The organism is Paenibacillus sp. Y859 (assembly GCF_056786405.1).
Genome location: NZ_JBXCIZ010000002.1, coordinates 689,759 through 710,550 on the forward strand (window position 1 = coordinate 689,759; position 20,792 = coordinate 710,550).

The 20,792-nt window shown below is 40.6% G+C and carries 2 protein-coding genes; both read left to right on the top strand.

Translation table 11 applies throughout. The annotated features are described in order from the left end of the window. Nucleotides 1–4 precede the first annotated feature (4 nt). Nucleotides 5–16,606, top strand: a complete 16,602-nt coding sequence (locus AC1TO8_RS08370) for an amino acid adenylation domain-containing protein (protein ID WP_482055112.1) — start codon at nt 5–7, stop codon at nt 16,604–16,606. Further along, the gene (locus AC1TO8_RS08375) at nt 16,599–20,792 is read left to right on the top strand and encodes a non-ribosomal peptide synthetase (protein WP_482055113.1); all 4,194 of its coding nucleotides are present in this window, start codon (nt 16,599–16,601) and stop codon (nt 20,790–20,792) included. Before AC1TO8_RS08370 ends, AC1TO8_RS08375 begins: the two co-directional genes overlap by 8 nt.

Sequence of the window (20,792 nt, forward strand, 5' to 3'; positions counted from 1 at the left end):
GATTGTGATAACAAAAAGAGTGGAATTATCAGAAACTCAGAAAGGCATTTACTTTGACTGCCAAATCGATAATCCTATATCCTATAATATATCTGCAACTCTATTGATTGAAGACTTACAGGAGAAACACTTTGAGGCAGCTTTGAAATTATTAATTGGAGAACAAGAAGCCTTACGAAGTAGTCTCGAAATGGTGAATGATTTACCCTTTTTGGCTATTCATGACCAAATTCCCTATGAATTAATACAGCAAGATCTTTCAGGTCAAGTCGAGCTGAAGGATGAATTATTAAGCGGAATTACTATGATAGAATGCAGTACGGCGTTTGATTTTACCGTGGCTCCTTTATTTCGTACTAGATTGATCAAATTGGATGATGATAAGCATCTATTTATAATCTGCATCCACCATATTATCTCCGATGGTTTATCCTTGGAAATCTTCAAGGCGAAATTACTTGATTATTACTCCAGGTTGGTAAACAAGAAACAAATTGTTTTGAAACAGGATACAGGTTTTTCTGAATTCATTGAGCGGGAAAATACTAAACTCTTGAATGGAAAGTATAGCAATCAAAAAGAATATTGGTTGGAAAAAATGAGAGGCTCGGAGCCGCTGGTCTTACAACCGGATTATTCAGTAAGACACAAAGATCAAGGCATTAGTAAAGAAAAACGTTTTGAAATACCCAGCGATATGATTAAAGCTGTTCATAATCTGTCTATGGACCAAGAAGTAACTGATTTCATGTTTTTTATTGCAGCTTTTACTGTGCTTATGAATCAGTATACGCGCAATGATGATATCATCTTCTCTTCTCCCTTTGCCTATCGCCCTAGCTTTGATCTGGAAGAAACCATGGGTTGTTTTGTCCATATGTTGCCTATGCGTTTCAACATTGAGAGTGATAGTTGCTTCACTTCTATTCTGCAGCAGGTTTCCCAAGAATTAATTCAAGTATATAAGAATATTGGATATCCTAATAATTTGATTGTGCGAGACAGTCAATTGGTATCCATGCCCGGATCGCCTTCGATTTTTGAGGTGTCTTTTGTCTATGATATTTATGAAGAAACAGAAGATAACAATCTCAAAATAGAAATTCTAGATCAGGATATAGTGACTTTTCCGGGGAGCTTGATGGTAGTTTTAAATAAAACTCCGAATGAGGACATGATTAAAATTCAATACAAGTCAGGAATCTTTTCTGATGAAATGATAGAGTTGCTGGGACGTAGATTTCTGAAGCTTCTTGAAGTCTTAATACAAAATGTTAATATCCAAATCGGACAGATTGATCTGTTGTTAGAGAATGAGAAGAAATGTATATTACATGATTTCAATGCTACTTCGTACTTCCCCTACCAGCCACAGCATATTATTGATGTGCTCCATTCCAAAGTCATCAAGCATCCGGAATATATCGCGCTGATTGAAGGGGAGAAAAAAGAAACCTATGCTTCTGTGAATGCCAAAGCAAATCAGTTAGCCAGAAAAATTGTTGAAAAAAAAGGAAAATCCAATGAAGCCATTGGTGTTCAAATGCACCGTTCGATGGATTTGGTAATTAGTTTATTGGCGATACTCAAGGCGGGTTGTGCGTATGTGCCTATAGATCCCTCTTATCCCGCGGCAAGAAAAAAATATATTTTTGAAGATGCGGACATTAAACTTCTTATAACATCGTCAGAGTGCGAATATATAGAAGATTGGAGTGTGGATTTTCTTATTATTGATGATCCTGAAACCTATAGCGGTGATGATAGTAATCTGGCAGGGGAACTGGATCCCTTCAGTTTGGCTTATATTATGTACACATCCGGTTCAACAGGCAAACCAAAGGGAGTTATGGTAGAGAATCATAGTGTAGTGAATACATTAATGGATTTGGAAAGACGCTTCCCTCTAGGAAAGGAAGATGTGTATCTCCTCAAAACATCCTTTACCTTTGATGTTTCCGCGACAGAGTTCTTCGGATGGTTTATAGGGGAAGGTGCATTATTGGTATTAGAGCCAGATGGGGAGAAAAATCCTCAATTAATTTTAAACGAAATCAGCAAACATGCTGTAACTCATATTAATTTTGTTCCGACGATGTTTAGGCTCTTTCTGGAGTTATTTGATATGGACGATAATCTGAAAAAGTTAAATCCACTTAAATGGATATTTGTGGGCGGAGAAGCTGTAACACCGGATATTTTGCAGAAATTTAATGCGCTTCAGACAAACATCAGCTTGGAAAATGTATACGGACCTACAGAATGTACCATTTGGGTCTCTCACTACTCCCTTAAGGATTACAATGGAGCAGCAAATGTTCCCATTGGACAGCCACTTAATGAATCTCGTTGGTACGTGGTTGGGGACCATGATAATTTGCAACCGATTGGTATTCCAGGAGAGCTTTGTTTGAGCGGTGTGGGTTTAGCTCGGGGATACCTGAATATGGTTGAATTGACGAAAGAAAAGTTTGTGCCGAATCCCTTTTTTGAGGAAGGAATAGATCCAGAATGCTATCGATATATGTATCGCACGGGAGACCTTGTTCGCTGGCTTCCAAGTGGGACTATTGAGTATTTAGGACGAATTGATTTTCAGGTCAAGGTGCGGGGTGTTCGTCTGGAAGTGGGAGAAATTGAAAATATGTTGTCTGAGTACGAGGGAATTGTTCAGGCAGTAGTTGTTGTTAAAAAACAAGAGGGGAGACCAGGAGTTCTCTGTGCTTATTATCTCTCGGAGAATGAAATCCCTGTGTCAGAGCTTAAAGATCATTTATCAAATTCATTACCTACATATATGATCCCCTCGTTCTATGTACATAAAACAGAGCTGCCTCATAATAATAGCGGGAAAATTGATAGAAATGCACTTATTACAGATTTGGCATTTATAAAAGAAACATCTTCAGAGTATGTATCTCCAAGAACAGAATTGGAGAGTAAGATTGCAACCGTATGGCAAGAGGTGCTATCGGTTCCCCAAGTTGGGTTAGATGATAATTTCTTTGATATCGGAGGGAATTCCTTATCACTGATCCAGGTTCACAATAAACTCAGAAAATTGGTTGATCTTGAATTTACTATCACACTATTCTTCCAATCACCGACTGTCCGTTTACTTGCAGAGTACTTTTCTAAGACGGAGACGGAAGTGATTGGCAATAGAGAAGCCTATTTTAAAAGAAACAAAAAAATCGTACGCCAAGATATAGCGATTATAGGAATGTCAGTGCATGTTCCTGGAGCTGAGAATATCTTTGATTTTTGGGATAATTTGAAAAACGAAAAGGAAAGCATTCACTTTTATCAAGACGATGAATTAATGGAGCTGGGCATTGATACTGATCTTTTGAATTCGCCAAATTATGTGAAGGCAAAAGGTAGGCTTCAAGGCGTTGATTATTTTGATCCCCAATTTTTTGGTTACACACCGGGGGAAGTTCGGATGATGTCACCTCAATTACGTTTGCTCTACCAGGGTACATGGGAAGCGCTCGAAGATGCCGGTTATTTCCCCAACTCTGATTCCTCCAAAATCGGTATGTTTATGGGCGGTTCCGATGATTTTGAGTGGTACAAGCATGTGCTATTCGGGGACAACGACTTTAGTAATAAATATCAGGCTTTTACGCTCAGCACCAATCACTTTTTAGCAAGCAGGGTCTCTTATAAATTGGATATTAAAGGGCCTGTGTTCTCAGCACTTACTGGATGCTCCACTACGTTGGTGACACCGCACTTAGCCTGCCAATCCTTGATATTAGGGGAATGTGATCTGGCTGTAGCAGGCGGCATTACGATCGAACTTCCCAATGATGGGGGTTACTTGTATGAAGACGGCATGATGTTCTCACCGGATGGACATTGCCGACCGTTTGATTCTAAAGCTCAAGGCACCGTTTTCTCTAATGGTATGGGGCTTGTTGTATTGAAAAGATTGGATGAAGCCTTGGATGATGGTGACCAAATTTATGCCATTATTAAAGGTTCTGCTATTAATAATGATGGGAATCAAAAGGTAGGTTTTCTGGCACCAAGCGTGACAGGTCAAACCGAAGTCATTCAAGAGGCCTATCGTGTGGCGGGAATCGATCCGGAGACTGTTAGTTACGTTGAAGCTCATGGAACGGGAACATTACTCGGCGATCCGATAGAGGTTGAATCCTTAACGAAGGCTTTTGCATCTGATAAAAAACAATTCTGTCTCCTAGGTTCTGTAAAAGGAAATGTCGGACATACGGATACGGCAGCCGGTGTGGTAGGCCTTGCGAAAGTGGCGCTTAGTCTAAAGCATAAATATATTCCTGGAACCGTGAACTACCAAGAGCCGAATCCGAAAATTGATTTTAAAAACACTCCTTTTATGGTTAAAGAACATGGAACTGAATGGGGTAAGGAACCGGTAACAAAAGGTTTGTTACGTGCCGGAATCAACTCCTTCGGTGTTGGTGGAACGAATGCTCATATGGTACTGGAAGAGCCGCCGGCCACTAGAGGAAGTAGTCCTGATGAACAAGTGAATTTACTTCCATTCTCTGCCAAAAGCGCTGAGGCATTAATGAAAACTTCGAAAAAGGTAGTAGAATATCTGCTTGAGAATCCGGGAACTCGTCTGTCTGATGCAGCTTGGACGTTGCAAGTGGGCAGAATGCCATTCCCTTATCGAAGCACGTTAGTTATTAATGAAGAGTTCTTGAAAGAGCCGGAAAGAATGCTTAAGAATCTAAGTGATACTGCCTTATATGAAGTGAAAGATTCTAATAGAAAGGTGTATTTTATGTTCCCCGGACAGGGGAGCCAATATCAGGGAATGGGTCGTGACCTTTATAATTCAGCGGATCGAAGTGCGATGTCCAAGATTTTCAAACGTCATATCGACCAAGTATTTGACCTATTGAAAGAAGAGGAACGTGTAGAGTTTAAAGAGTTAATCTATGGGGATCAGCACCAACATAAAATTAATCAAACTGAATACAGCCAATTCGCATTATTTGCTACCAGTTATGCATTGGCTAAGACATTAATTGAATTAGGTATTCAACCAGCAGGTATGATTGGTCATAGTATTGGGGAGGTCACTGCAGCCGCTGTTGCCGGTGTATTTGCTCTGAAGGATGCAGTCGAAATCGTAAGGATTCGCGGTCAGGTTATGCAGAAACAGGAACCCGGAGTTATGCTGGCGGTCATGGCCGATGCCCGGGAAGTGGAGAAAGAGCTTGAACCGAATGTCTGGCTGGCATTGGAGAACACGACCCGCAGTTGTGTTGTTGGAGGAAGTGAACAGGCGATTGTTCATTTTGAACGGAAATTAGAGGAGCTTGGCTTGAAGTTTGTAAGAGTTAAGACCTCACATGCCTTCCATACGCCGATGATGGAACAAGCAGCCAAAGAGTTTCAACAAATCATTTCCCAATACCCTATGAACGAACCCCTAATACCGATTGTTTCCAATACAGGCGGAACATGGGTTCAGGAAAAGGACATGACAAATCCTGAATATTGGTCCAAACATATTTTGAAAACGGTCAAGTTCTCTAAAAATTTGTCTGAAGTACTCAAAAATAAAGATGATGTTTTTATTGAGGTAGGGGCTGGTCGGACATTAAGTACGTTCGCCAGACAACATGAATCCAGAGCGGACGGGCAGCACTTTATTAATTTGATTCGTCATCCGCAAGAAAATGAAAATGATGTAGAATATATAAATAAAAAATTTGGAGAGATTTGGTGTGCAGGTATTCAAGTGGATTGGGTTGCTTTAAAGGGCTCCTCTGTTCGTCAGCGCCTATCTCTGCCGACTTATGTATTCGATAAGGTCCATTTTCCTATTCATATCCAGACGGACTCTGTGCAAAAATCGGCATTCAACGGACACGACATCTCAGATACTAAGCTTTCTATTCCCTTGAGGTCCATAGCTTTCCAGAGTAAAAGCGGTTTGGAGCATACTGTTGTTGAAGCATACAAAACTGTTTTCGGATTTGATACCGTTAGTGTCGATCAGAACTTTTTTACGCTAGGTGGAGACTCCCTTAAGGCAGTAAGTCTATCTTCTGCTATTAAAAATGTATTGGGCATAAAAGTAGAGATCGCCGATTTATTCAAGTATCCATCACCTGACGCTTTAGCATCCTTTTTAAGTGAAACTGAAGTTAGTAAATCTAATGATATGAGCATTAGACCTGCAGCGAAAATGGACGGGTATACCCTGTCATCGGCTCAAAGTCGGATGTTTGCACTTTCATTATTGGATAAAGAGAATGTCGCTTATAATCTTCCATCCGCCACAATGATCAGAGGTCCGTTGGACAAAGGAAGAGTAGAACAGGCCTTGGATAAATTGATACAACGACATGAGTCTTTAAGAACTACTTTCAGAATCAGAGACAATCAACCAGTACAGATTATTCATTCAACAGCGAGAGTTCCAATTACCTATTCAGACAAGACCGTCTCCAGCCACGAGGATATCCGTCAACTAATATATGATTTCATTAAACCTTTTGATCTCGAAAAGGCTCCATTGTTTAGAGTTGAGCTCATCAACACCGGTGTGGATAGCTACTTGCTTCTCTTTGATCTCCATCACATTATTGCGGATGGCACTTCTGTGGAAATTATAACAAGAGACTTTAATGATCTTTATTTCGGTGAACTCGCTCCTGCTAAGATTCAGTACAAGGATTTTGCTGTCTGGCAGAGGGATTACCTTAAATCGCAAGAAATTGAGGAACAAAGAGAGTTTTGGCTACAACAACTTGGTGATAATTTGCCTACCCTTGAATTGCCATTAGACTTTAAGCGACCACCTGTGAAGGATTTTGCAGGTAGTAGGATTTATTTTGATCTGGATAGACAATTAACATCTAAACTCGTTGAATTGGCTCAAACCTCAGAAGCCACACTCTTTATGATTATGTTAAGTGCTTGGAATATCCTCTTAGCCAGATATTCGGGTCAAGAAGACATTATTGTAGGGACTCCAGTTGCTGGCAGAACTCAGGAGGAGATAGAAGAAACTGTAGGAATGTTTGTTAATATGCTGGCGATGAGAAATCATCCGGAGAACGGCAAGAGATTCATTGATTTCTTAAATGAGGTAAAGGAGAATTCCTTAAAGGCATTTGAGAACCAAAATTATCAATTTGATGAGTTGGTTGAACAGCTGAACCTCAAACGGGAATTAAGCCGTAACCCACTATTTGATGTGTGCTTCGATTTTCAGAATATGGAAGTTTATGATCTGGAAATTAACGAAATCCGCTTCACACCATATTCCTTCGAGACGAATTCTGCTGCTTATGACCTTGTTCTGACTTGCCAGGAAAACAAGAAAGATCAGGTTATAACAGGATTTATTGAATACTCAACGGGCTTATTTAAAAAAGAAACGGTGGAACGGATGGCTCAGCACTTCCGGGAAATTCTAATCCATATTACCCAAGAGAAAGACGTAGGGATTTCCGACATAGGCCTTCTTCCTCAAGCTGAGAAACAATTCATCCTGAAGGAATTCAACAATAAGACAACTCTTGAGTTTAATGAAACTTTGCTCATTCAGGAGATGTTCGAGCACAATGTGCAGGCTATCCCTGATAAAACGGCATTAATTGTATCAAGCGGCAAAAAACTAACTTATCGGGAGTTAAATGATCACGCCAATGCGCTAGCCTTGCGCTTAATTGAATTGGGTATTCACAAAGACTCTCTTGTCGGAATAATGCCCCGTAGAGATGAATATTTGTTAATTTCTATCCTTGGCGTATTAAAGGCAGGGGGAGCGTATGTCCCTATTGATCCGGGATTTCCTGAAGAGAGAATTGCTTATATGCTTGCGGAATGCGAAATTAGCACATTAATTTGTTCTCGAGAGTACCGGGATATGATTAATTTTGCAGGTACAGTAATTGATTGTGAATCTCTAAATCGCCCCCTCAAATCAACCATTAATCCCTCACAAGGGGGAAATAAGAACAGCTTGGCTTGTGTCATATTCACTTCCGGTTCAACTGGGAGACCGAAAGGAGTATTAATTAATCAAGGCTCTGTAGTTAACTTCATTCATGACATAAAGAACAGAGAGATTTTTCAGAATCACGATGACAGAATGATCAGCGTCACAACACTGTCTTTCGATATTTTTGGATTTGAATCATTGGTTCCTTTATGCACAGGTCATTCTATTTATTTGGCAGATGAAAATGAACAGCTGGACCCTTCCTTGGCCAATCAAAAGATCATTGAACACAAAGTCACCCATATTTTAAGTACCGTCTCGCGGATTAAAGCCTTTGTCGAGAACCCTGATTTTGATCAGGCCTTGAAACAGCTGAAGTGCATCTTAAGTGGTGGCGAAAATTACCCAGTAAAATTATTGCATGATTTGCAAAAGAGATCCCAAGCAAGAATCTTTAATATGTACGGTCCGACAGAAACAACGATTTGGTCAACTACAAAGGAACTTACTCATTCCAGTACGATTAACATCGGACAGCCCATTGCTAATACTCAAGCCTACATCATGAATACAGTCGGCAAACTGCAGCCGATCGGTGTATATGGAGAGCTATATCTTGCTGGTCACGGCCTTGCCCGTGGTTATTTAAATAATCCCGAGGAAACGAAGGATAAATTTATTGAAGTCTCTGATCTTCCTGGAACCCTTCTTTATAAAACAGGTGATCGGGCCAGACTTCTTGACAATGGTGAAATAGAACTGTTAGGCAGACTGGACTCTCAGATTAAGATACGCGGCTACAGAATCGAATTAACTGAAATTGAAAAAGTGGTTTTGAGCCATGAGAATATTCGGCAAGCCGTACTTACCGTAATAGATGACAAAAGGAATAACAAACAGCTTGTATTGCATTATTGCACAAAAAGAGAGATTGAGCTCTCCAGCGAAGATAGTACATGGCTGAAAGGCTGGCTAAGGGAATGTCTGCCTCATTATATGGTACCTTCCTACTTCATAGATTTAGATGAGATGCCTGTCCTGCCTAATGGGAAAATAAATAGAAATGCTCTGATTCTCCCACAAGAAACAAGTAGACCAACTGAGGTGCAAGTAACACCACCTTCATCAGAATTGGAGAGAGCATTACTGGAGGTCTGGAAAGAAGTATTGAGTGTTGAGCGCATCAGTGTTCGGGATAATTTTTTCGATGTGGGTGGAAACTCTCTGGGATTAATTTTGATAAATAATAAACTGAACTTGCTTATTGGACGGTCAATTCCTTTAATGCAGCTGTTCCAGCATCCAACCATTGAATCTTTGGTCAAGAGTTTGAGTGTTCCAACAGGGGAATCAAGCGAGGGTAGGCTACCCAAGATTGTTTCGAACTCTGAACCGGATTCAACGGACATAGCCGTTATAGGGATGTCATGTAAATTTCCCGGGGCGGATGATTTAGATTCATTCTGGAAAAATATAGTTTCCGGAAAGGAATCCATCACCCACTTTGATAATGAGGAATTGTTGGAATCCGGAGTTGATCCTGAATTGTTGTCGAATCCGAATTATGTAAAGGCTAAAGGTTTTCTAGAGGGAATTGAGTACTTTGATTCTGAATTCTTTGATTATCCTTATCAGGAATCTAATATGATGGACCCCCAAATCCGGATTCTTCATCAATGCGTCTGGGATGCTTTGGAACATGGAGGTTATAATTCCTCTGCCTATAAAGGAAGAATAGGATTATTCGCCGGCAGTGGTTCCAGCTTGCCTTGGATGACCCGGTTTTTAGGGAAGCAGCAGGACTTTTTAAGTGTTTTTGAAGCCCTGACCTTAAACGAAAAGGATTATCTGACAACAAGAGTGTCTTATAAACTTAATTTGAAGGGACCCAGCTTTAATATCCAAACGGCTTGCTCCACATCTTTGGTAGCGATTCACCAGGCTGTCCAGTCTTTAATTAGCGGAGAATCTGATATGGCCATAGCTGGTGGAGTATCTATTTCTTATCCGCGAAAAGAAGGGTATCTCTGGCATGAAGGCATGATTTTATCCAAAGATGGCCATTGCAGTCCATTCGCCGAAGATTCCTCAGGAACAGTATCGGGAAATGGATGCGGAATTGTATTGCTGAAACCACTTGCTGCTGCAATAAGGGACGGGGACAAAGTCTATGCGGTAATTAAAGGCTCAGCCATTAATAATGATGGGATTGAGAAAATCGGTTATACAGCACCGAGTGTAGCTGGACAAGCCTTTGTAATTGATGCCTCGCTTAAAAAGGCAGGTGTGGATCCAGAGGACATTAACTATCTCGAAGCTCATGGAACTGGAACGAAGTTAGGTGATCCCATCGAAATCGCAGCACTCAAGCAATCATGGAATACCGATAAAAAGGGATATTGTGCCATAGGATCTGTTAAGGCGAATATTGGTCACTTGGATGCTGCGGCAGGTGTAGCCGGTTTTATTAAGACCGTGTTGTCACTGTATCATAGAACGATTCCTCCTCTTATTAATTATAATGAGGCTAATCCAATGATTGATTTTGACAACAGTCCGTTCTATATCAACACAGAAGCGAAGTATGTCACAGAAACTGATACAACCTTAAGAGCGGGAGTGAGTTCTTTTGGAATAGGGGGAACTAATGTTCACGTTATTCTGGAACAACCGCCTCTGGAGCAGCCAATGAGCAGTTTAGCTGACACGGTAAATGTGCTGCCGTTCTCCGCAAGAAGCCAAACAGCATTAGCCAATACTTCGGAAGCAGTACTGAACTACTTGGAGAACACCACGGCTCTTAATCTTTCAGATGTAGGATGGACGTTACAGGATGGACGAAAAGCATTTGAATACAGAAAAGTATTGGTAGTGAACAACTCTTCATTTAATAAAGAGCAAAACAATATTGCCGGGTTCTTGAATCACCCCGGACAGAGAATACCGGACATTAAAAAATCTGTAATTTTCATGTTTTCGGGAGAGGAAAGCTGCTATCAAGGGATGGCTCGCGGCCTGTATTTCTCAGATCATAGAAGCAGAATCTCAGAGGTATTTGGACATTATATGGACCATGTTCTGTCATTCTTGCAAGAAGATGAACGCGTGAATTTCCTAAAAATATTGTCCGGCGGTGTAGTTCAATCGGAGATCAATTCAACGGGATATAACCAACTCCTTTCATTCACGATAGGTTACTCACTAGCGAAAACCCTGATTCAGACAGGTGTAGTTCCTAATGGAGTGTTGGGACAAAATATTGGAGAAATATGCGCCAACACCGTTGCTGGAGTTCTGGAACTGGAAGATGCCATTGATCTGGTAAGAAAATACAAGGGATGGCTGCAACATGAGGAGACAGGTTCATTGATCGCTGCAACTGCAGAAGTGAATATCTCCCAATATAAGCATAATCAGCCTTGGGTGCAGCTGGTTTCAGATGAAGATGGAAGCCTTGAAAAAGTATTGGCAGATAAGAATTCTATATTTATCGAAGTAGGCGCTGGAAATGGGCTGCAAGCATTACTTGCACAACACTCAGATGGGGAAGAAGCTGTACAGCTGATTCGTCATTTCGCAGAAGAACAGGATGATTTGGTATATTTCATTCAAATACTTGGACAACTCTGGTGTGCGGGTGTAGATCTGGATTGGAATATGTTAAAGGGAGAATCCTTCAGAAAACGGGTTCCTTTACCTACTTATGTTTTTGATAAGAAATTTCATGAGAATGATGTATCCTTATACGATTTTGCTAGCAGGGCACATGATGGCAGTTCTCATGACAACACTTCTCGGGCACAAGTTAAAGAGGATTATTCTGAGAAGAACCCTGAGGAAATGGTCATTCAGCAGTTATCCGGTATCTGGCATGAAATATTGGGTTGTGATGAGGTTCGTTCCGAGGATGACTTCTTTGCGCTTGGAGGACATTCACTAAAAGCTATTTCCTTAGCTGCACAAATACAAAAGAGTTTCGATGTTGAAATGCCGTTAACAGAAATCTTTGCCCGCTCTGTTTTTAATCAAATGGTAGAGTGGTTATTGTCAAACGTCCATGAACAAACAGCACAGAGCATTCTACCAGTTCAGAAGAAAAGTCAATATGAAGTCTCTTCTGCGCAAAAGCGAATGTATGTAGTCAATGAAATGATCGGCAATGCTGTCCCTTATAATCTTGCTTCCATCTATCTGGTACATGGTTTAGTCGATCGGGAAAAGCTTGTAAAGGTTATTGACGAACTTGTGCACAGACATGAATCGTTAAGAACTAGATTTCACATGATCGAGGGAGAAGTCGTACAAATTATCGAGGAGGATGTTGCGTCCATCGTTGAATTTGGGACTGCCGCTGAGGATCAGATTGAATCTGAAGTACAAAGTTATATTAGACCCTTCGATTTGTCGAAAGCACCTTTATTGAGAATAAAGTTAATCAGCATCCATTCAGAAAAGCATGTTCTTTTCATTGATATGCATCATATTATCTCTGACCAAAGCTCTATTGCGATCTTGCTACAGGAGTTTGCTGTCTTATATCGTGGAGAGAAGTTAAATCCGCTTGACCTTCAATATAAGGATTTCGCAGCCTGGCAGAATGAAATATTTAAGAGTAAAGAAATTGAAAAACAAATGGTGTACTGGAAGGATGAATTTACTGGGGAAATTCCAAAGCTTAACATGCTGACAGACTTTAGAAGACCCCGTATTCAGACATTCGAAGGTGATCGTGTTCCACTCGAAATGGGTGAAGAGCTCAGTGCCAAAATGAATATTTTAAGCAGAGAACATGGTTTAACTCCGTACATGGTTCTTATGGCAGCTCTAAAGCTAGTCTTGTGGAAGTATACAGGACAAAATGATCTGGTTGTAGGAACAGGTATTGCGGGACGACGCCATGCGGATCTTGATTCCATAGTGGGAATGTTTGTGAACACGCTGGCAATAAGAACACAAACCAATGAAGAATCAACCGTTTCTGAACATCTGCAGTATATGAAAGAAAAAATGATCAAGGCCTATGAAAATCAGGATTGCCAATATGAGATGTTAGTTGAAATGCTGGAGATTGAGAAAGACATGGCCAGGAACCCGCTTTTTGATGTAGTGATTAATTACATTAATATGGGGACTGAAGAACTGTCCATAGGCGATTTGAAACTTACACCTTGGCCGATGGCAAAAATAGATTGCAAATTTGATATTACATGGACCATTCAGGATAAGGATGGAAGTTATTATTCAGATATTGAGTATAACACCGCTCTTTTTACACGCGAGAGCATGGAGTCTTTCGGGAATAGACTTCTGTACATGTTGAGGCTCATCACAGTTGAACCTGCACGGAAGCTGGGCGAACTCTCCATCATGACTCCGGAAGAGAAAAAGTGGATATTGCAGGATCTAAATCAGACTGTGACAGACTTTCCAAGAGACAAAACCATTATTCAGCTTTTCGAAGAACAAGTAGAACAAAACGGAGATCGAATAGCCATCATCTGGGGGAACGAAGAAATTAGCTATATTGATTTGAATCATAGAGCCAATAGACTCGCAGAGCAGCTTGCTAAGCACAATGTAAAATGCGGCGATAGAATCGCTATTTTACTAGAACGGGGTCCATTGCAGATTATAAGTATTCTGGGGATACAGAAATCCGGTTGTGTCTATGTACCGATCGATCCTGAATACCCAGATTATCGTGTTAATTTCATTCTAGAAGATAGCGGTTCTTGCTTGTTGCTAACTCAATCAGAGCTTCTATCGAGTATTACTCATATGATTCCTGCACTTTTAGTGGATATTGAGCCGGACTTGCTGAAATCTAGTGAACATATAACTCTAACAATGAATCGTCCCTTTCCATCTGCTCGTGCTGAAGATCCAACTTATATTATGTACACATCAGGATCAACAGGCACGCCAAAGGGAACTCTCATTAGTCATCGGAATGTAATCCGTGTAGCCAAGGAAACCAACTTTATTACGATTGAACCAACGGACAGGCTCTTACAACTATCCAATTATGTATTTGACGGATCCGTATTTGATATCTTTGGTGCCCTGCTTAACGGAGCGTGTCTAGTTATGATCGCTAAGGAGGCTGCCATTGAGATCGCCCAATTGTCTAAGTTCATCGAACAAAAAGGAATTTCGGTGTTCTTTATTACAACTGCTCTGTTCAATATGTTGGTGGATGAGGACCTTACCTGTCTGAAAAATGTTCGTAAGATTGTATTTGGCGGGGAGGCAGCTTCGCTAATTCATGCACGGAAAGCATTGGAGGTACTGGGGCCGAACAAGATTATAAATGGTTATGGGCCTACGGAATCAACGTTCTTTGCAACGTACTACCCTATTGATGAAATAGGGGAGAATGCACATTTTATACCTATTGGTACTGCTCTATCCAATACAACTCTCTATATTCTTGATGCACAAGGTCAGCCTGTCCCCCCCAATGTTCCCGGTGAACTTTATATTGGAGGCGATGGGGTGGGCATAGGTTATCTGAACAGAGATGAACTAACCAATCAGAAATTTATTCAGAATCCTTTTGAGAGCTTAGGAAAGTTGTATCGAACAGGAGATCAGGTATGGCGTATGCCTTCGGGTAATATCGGATTTATAGGACGTCGGGATTTCCAAATCAAAATCAGAGGATTTAGAGTTGAGTTAGGGGAAATTGAAGCTCGAATTAAAGATCTCTCGGGCGTTAAGGATGTAATTGTTGTATCGCAAACAGATAAGTCAGGTAGTCTCTATATTGCTGCTTACTACACTGTTAAGGGGCTAACTCTACTAGAACCAGAGCAGATTAGAGAACTTCTTATGGACAAGATACCGGATTATATGATTCCGTCACGGATGAAAAAGATGGATATCTTCCCGCTAACGCTAAATGGAAAAATTGATCGCAGAGCTCTTCCAGTTATTGAAGAATATAAAGATCAATTATCCAGCTATATTGCACCTGGAAATGAACTGGAACAAATGATTCTTACAAAAATGCAGGATATTCTCGAAAATAGCTACATTGGGATTAGAGATGACTTCTTTAGATTTGGCGGACAATCCATTAAGGCAATTGCTTTGGTTCAGTCTTTATCAAAGGAAGGTATCCCTGTAAAAGTAAATGAGATCTTCCAGTATCCCACGGTTGAAGGGCTGGCAACCCTTCCTGAAGTCAGAAAGGTATTTGCATTAGATGCTAAAAGCAAGTCAGCCACACCAGAAAAAGAAATAAACCTGAATACTGTAGCTCTTAATGAAAATCAAATAGAGTGTCTCGTAGCTCATGTCCGAAATACTTGTTCTTTGATCTCAACCATGATTGCTTCATCCAACCGGTTGGATGAATTTCCACTCTCTCCCGTTCAGGTAGCTCACGCTTCAATCGGGTCAAGTCTAAGCGGGTTTACAACCTGGATCACAGGAGAGATGGATGAGCGGAATATACGCGAGATATTGTTTAACACGATTCGCGACAATCAACTGCTTCATTGTGTTATCAATAAAGATAAGAAAATGGTATGGAACGAGTGTGACATCTCGGCTCTTCAATCGTTGATTCAGCAAAATATTCCGTACTTAGACTTACGGGAATATACTCCTGATACCAAAGAGAAAATGGTAGATCAGCTGCGCACAAAATTGTTATTATCGGACTATCTGTTAGGTGAATTACCATGGAGACTTTGCTGTCTCCGCTTAAGTCAAGATACCCATTATGTAATCTGGGGTTTTGATCATACGGCCTTTGATGGGATGAGTGCGGAAGTGATTCGTCATCAGCTGGAGCAGGCGGTTTTTTATTCACTAAATGAAGCTGAAGTTGTTCCAGCTGAATCTGCTGGAAAACTACTTCCTCAAAAATATCAAGACTATGTAGCACTGCTGGCAACAGGCCCCCAGGGAATCGGTGAAAAAGAAATAATTGACCACTATTCCTTGGAGGTCTGGAATGATAGCAATCAAATTCTGATGAAAAATCTGGATCAAATCCCAAATCGATGCAATAGAGAAATACATTTGTATATCCCGTTAGGGGATAACGATATTGAAGATCAATGGTGGAATGCATTTGATTTCATTGTGAATTTATTCATTGAATACACGGGGATTCCAGAAATTCCGATAGCGATTGTTAATTACGGCAGAAGCTACAATAACCACAATTTTTATAACTGTGTCGGTGAATTTCTGGATATCATACCTTTGGTTGTAAGGGGAAGGAATCAAGAGTTACATCCAATGGATCTTATTAAGAAGTGTCAGCTCCATTCCATTAACTTTCTCTCTTTAATATTTGATCCTGATTTATCCAAGAAGTTCTCTAAGATAGCAGACCTTTTAAATCCAGCTTATCAAGTGTTGGAGGAGCCCAAACCATTTGTTCTATTCAATTTCCAAGGGTTTGTATCTGAAGAAGAACAGGAAGCCTTTAGTAATTCACAAGGAGATGAGGATCAGAACGAATTGGCAAAAGTATTGGTCACTGTTAATTATGATGAGGAGAATTTAAAAATCATCCTTGACAGCACAATGGGTTTCAATCTGGATAAGCTTAGTCAAATCATGGAAACAGAATTAAGTCAATATTCAAATGTATTCGTTAATTATGGATTATTGGAGGCCGGAAATGACTAAGAAAGCGATCCAACATGGCAAGCCGATTGAACTTCCGAAAGAGTATGATACTTTAGCTGGAATGATGATGGTTACCGTTGAGAAATATCCTCTTAAAGGTATTACGTATGTGGACGCTGCTGGAAAGGAAGACTTTGAATCTTATCCGGCTTTGGTCGAAAATGCGCGTAAATATCTTAAAATTCTCTATCGCAAGGGACTGAAGTCAGGGGATATCGTAATGCTAGAAATCGACAACTCTAAACAATTTTATCGGACATTTTGGGCTTGCATTTTCGGGGGAATCATCGCTGCGCCAGTGAGTCAGCCGACCTCATGGGAACCCCATTCAATGGGATTGTTGAAGTTCACTAAAATATGGGAAGTGTTAAATAAACCAGTAGTATTAGTGGAAGAACAACTTCGGGCCCGGTATCAATCTTTACAGGAGGTTTCTCCTTATGAAGAGCTTCGGTTCATCTCGTTAAATGAATTAAGTGCAAATACAGATGAAATGGAAGAAATTCATTGGACCCAATCGAATGATCTTGTATTCTTACAGTTCTCCTCAGGCAGTACAGGTATCCCCAAAGGGGTACAGCTTACGAACAAAAATATAATTACAAATACTGTCTCCTGTAAAAATGGTCTTGGTACACAAGCGGATGAGATTGCTTTTACTTGGCTGCCTCACACTCATGATATGGGTCTGTTTGGTCAGCATCTAACCCCTGTAATGAGTGGAAGTGACATTATGGTGTTCTCACCGTATACCTTTATTCGCTCGCCGTATATTTTTCTGAAAAAGATAACCGAACACAAAGGGAAATGGTTCTGCTGCACGAACTTCGGATACGACTGGATGGTGCAGAAAGTACCTGACTACAAATTATCAACGCTGGATTTGTCTTCTTTAAGATTAACGTTAAATGGGGCTGAACCGATATCCGCAACTGTGATACAAAAGTTTACTGAGAAATTTTCGAAATGTGGATTTAAACCTAACATGATGTTCCCGGCTTACGGTATGGCAGAGGCTACAGTCGGTGTTTCGATGCCTGAAATAGGGGTTTTGCCTAGGATTGAAAGGATTTATCGTTCCAAATTGACGAACGACAACCTGGCTGTTCCTGTGAAAGATGCTGACGATGAAGACTGTGTTGAATTTGTACATGAGGGATACGCAGCGGATGGAATCAGTATCCGAATTGCAGATGAGCAAGGGAATACCCTCAATGAGAACATGATCGGTGAAATTCAGATCAAGGGCGATTCCGTTACCTCAGGCTATTATAATCTTGAACATGAAACCAAAGATCTGTTCATTGACGGGTGGTTACATACAGGCGATCTTGGATTTATGGTTGATAATGGTTTGATCGTAAGCGGCAGAATTAAGGATATTATCTTTGTCCGGGGTCAAAATTTCTTTGCACATGATCTAGAGGAAGTTATATATGGTCTTGGGACGATACCACGGGGAAATATTATGCTGGTTGGACATTTTAATAGTAGGACACAACAGGAAGAATTGCTTGTCTTTGTCAAGCATAAATCAGATGTAGAGAAGTTCCTGCCTATACGTCAAAGCATCATCGACCGACTGCTGGGATTATTAGGAATAGAGACAACTCATGTTATCCCTATCAAATTAATACCCAAGACCACAAGCGGGAAGCTGCAACGGTTCCAATTGCGAAAAGGTTTCGAAAATGGGGATTTCAACGATGTTATTAATAAGATTCAAATGCATCTTGTAGATTGCAGGCAAAATGATAGACTCATCAATCTTCCTCAGAGTGAATTGGAAATATACCTTCACAACACTTGGTCTGAAATTTTGAGTATTCCTGCGCACAGAATTTCTATTGATGATACTTTTTTATCTCTAGGTGGAAATTCTATTCGAGCATACCAATTGCTAGACCTGATAGGTAAACATTTTAATAAGGAGATTGGATCAGAGGTTTTAGTCTTTTGTAAGACTATCAGAGAAATCGCCGACTATCTCCAAGCTATGCCGTCCAATAGTGAAGAATCTTCTATGGACTGGAAGACAGATAATCAACTCGATATTCACAAGGCCGTTGCCATCACAGGATTGGCTTTGAGACTTCCAAGTGCAAAAAATCAGGAGGAATTCTGGGACAATCTATCTTCGAAAAAGGATAGTATCTCTAAGATTAGCTCTAAACGAAGAGCACAAGCAGGTAAGCCGGAATGGGATGAATGGATAGGGGAGCTTGAAGAAGCAGATAAGTTTGATAATGAATTTTTCGAAATCTCTGCAGAAGAAGCCGTGTTTATGGATCCTCAACAAAGACTTCTTTTGGAAGTTTCTTATGAAGCTCTAGAGGATGCGGGTGTTATTGCGGGTTCAGAAGATGAAAAACGTAATATCGGTGTATACGTTGGGATCAGTCCGAGTACGTATTACCAGCTTGTAGTTGATTATATCGAAAAGAATGGACTGGAAAACATTCATCAAAACGCTATGGTTGGCAATATGTCCAATATTGGCGCGGCCTTGATCTCACATTTGTATAATTTCACAGGACCCGCATTAGCTATCGATACAGCATGTTCATCATTCTTAGTTGCCCTACATCACGCTGTGTCTGCGATCAGACAGAACCATATTTCCGGGGCAGTAGTTGGCGGGGCAAATGTTGTAGCAACTTCTATTGTACATTCCTTATCACGACAAGCAGGAATATGTTCTTCCACCAAGCATACTAAAGTATTCGATAAAGATGCTGATGGTTCAGTTATAGGAGAGGGAGCTGTCGTTGTTTATCTGGAACCCCTTATCCAAGCTGTAAATACAAATAAAAATATCTACGGAGTAATCCGTGGAACTGCGATTAATAATGATGGATATTCCTTGGGCATCATGGCACCTAATCCCAAGGGACAATATCAGGTTCTGGCTGATGCTTATGCAGATGCTAATCTCTCTCCGAATGAAATCAGCTATATTGAAGCACATGGATCAGGTACTACCATAGGCGATCCCATAGAGATTAGTGCATTAACTAAATTATTCTCAAAAAATGAACCGGAAGATCAGCCCCATATTGGAATAGGATCTGTAAAAACGAATATTGGCCATCTCTTTCCTGCCTCCAGTGGAGCCAGTCTTGCAAAGGTGTTACTTAGTATGAAGAACCAAAAATTAGTGCCCAGTCTGCATATGGAGGATGTTAATCCGGCATTACAGCTGGAGAAAACGCCCCTTTATATTGTTAAGGATGTGGAGGACTGGCCCACCACAAATAAGCAGACCCGGAAAGCGGGAATAAGTTCATTTGGATTAGGAGGAACCAATGCACATATCGTACTGGAGGAATGGAAAGAAAGTGTGACGGTTCCCAAAGAACAAAGCTTACATCTTTTAACCTTGTCGGCCAAAACAGAAAAAGCACTGCAGAGCATGATCAGTCGTACTGAAATTTCACTTAAAAATTCGCCGGATATGGATATTAATAATTTATGTTTTACGAGTAATCGATACAGAAAACATTACAGTTATCGTGCCGCATGCCTGATTTCAACTGCTGAACACACAGGTATACTAACTCACATAGGTAAAGGACAATTTCTGAAAAAGCGTTCGGCCAGAGTAGCTGTTATCCTTGGGGATTTGAAAAGTAGTGATGGTGGGGATGACAGCGTATTTAAAAAGGAGGCCGTTACTGCTTATCAGGAATACTTATTGGAGGTGAGTAGTACGAAAGTGAACCCGGATGTGGACGAAAACAAAAATACGGATGAATTGATATATTTAGCCTATTGGCATTCATTTATATCGAAACTACAACAAACGGGGTTAAATATCACCGAGATGAGTGGAATAGATTCAGGACAAGTTCTCGCTGATTTGTTAAATGAAGGAAGTGAAGAGAAGAACCAATCAGCTAAGTCAAATACTGCAGATATTGTACTTGGTCTGGGTATAACGGAGGATCATTTGCTAAGTATTTTGCCTGGCGAGCTCAAAAGAAAAGCGAAAGTAGTATGTTTAGAGCCTGAAGGTGAGGCCTCCTTTGAACGGAATTTGTTATCAGTCATGGGGGAATTGTATGCCGCGGGTGCAGATTTCAATTGGGATTATATTCACCCTGATGGATCAGGTAAGATCATTCACTTGCCGACCTACCCATTTGAGCAGAAGGCTTATTGGATCAATGAATTGAGAGGAGAATGA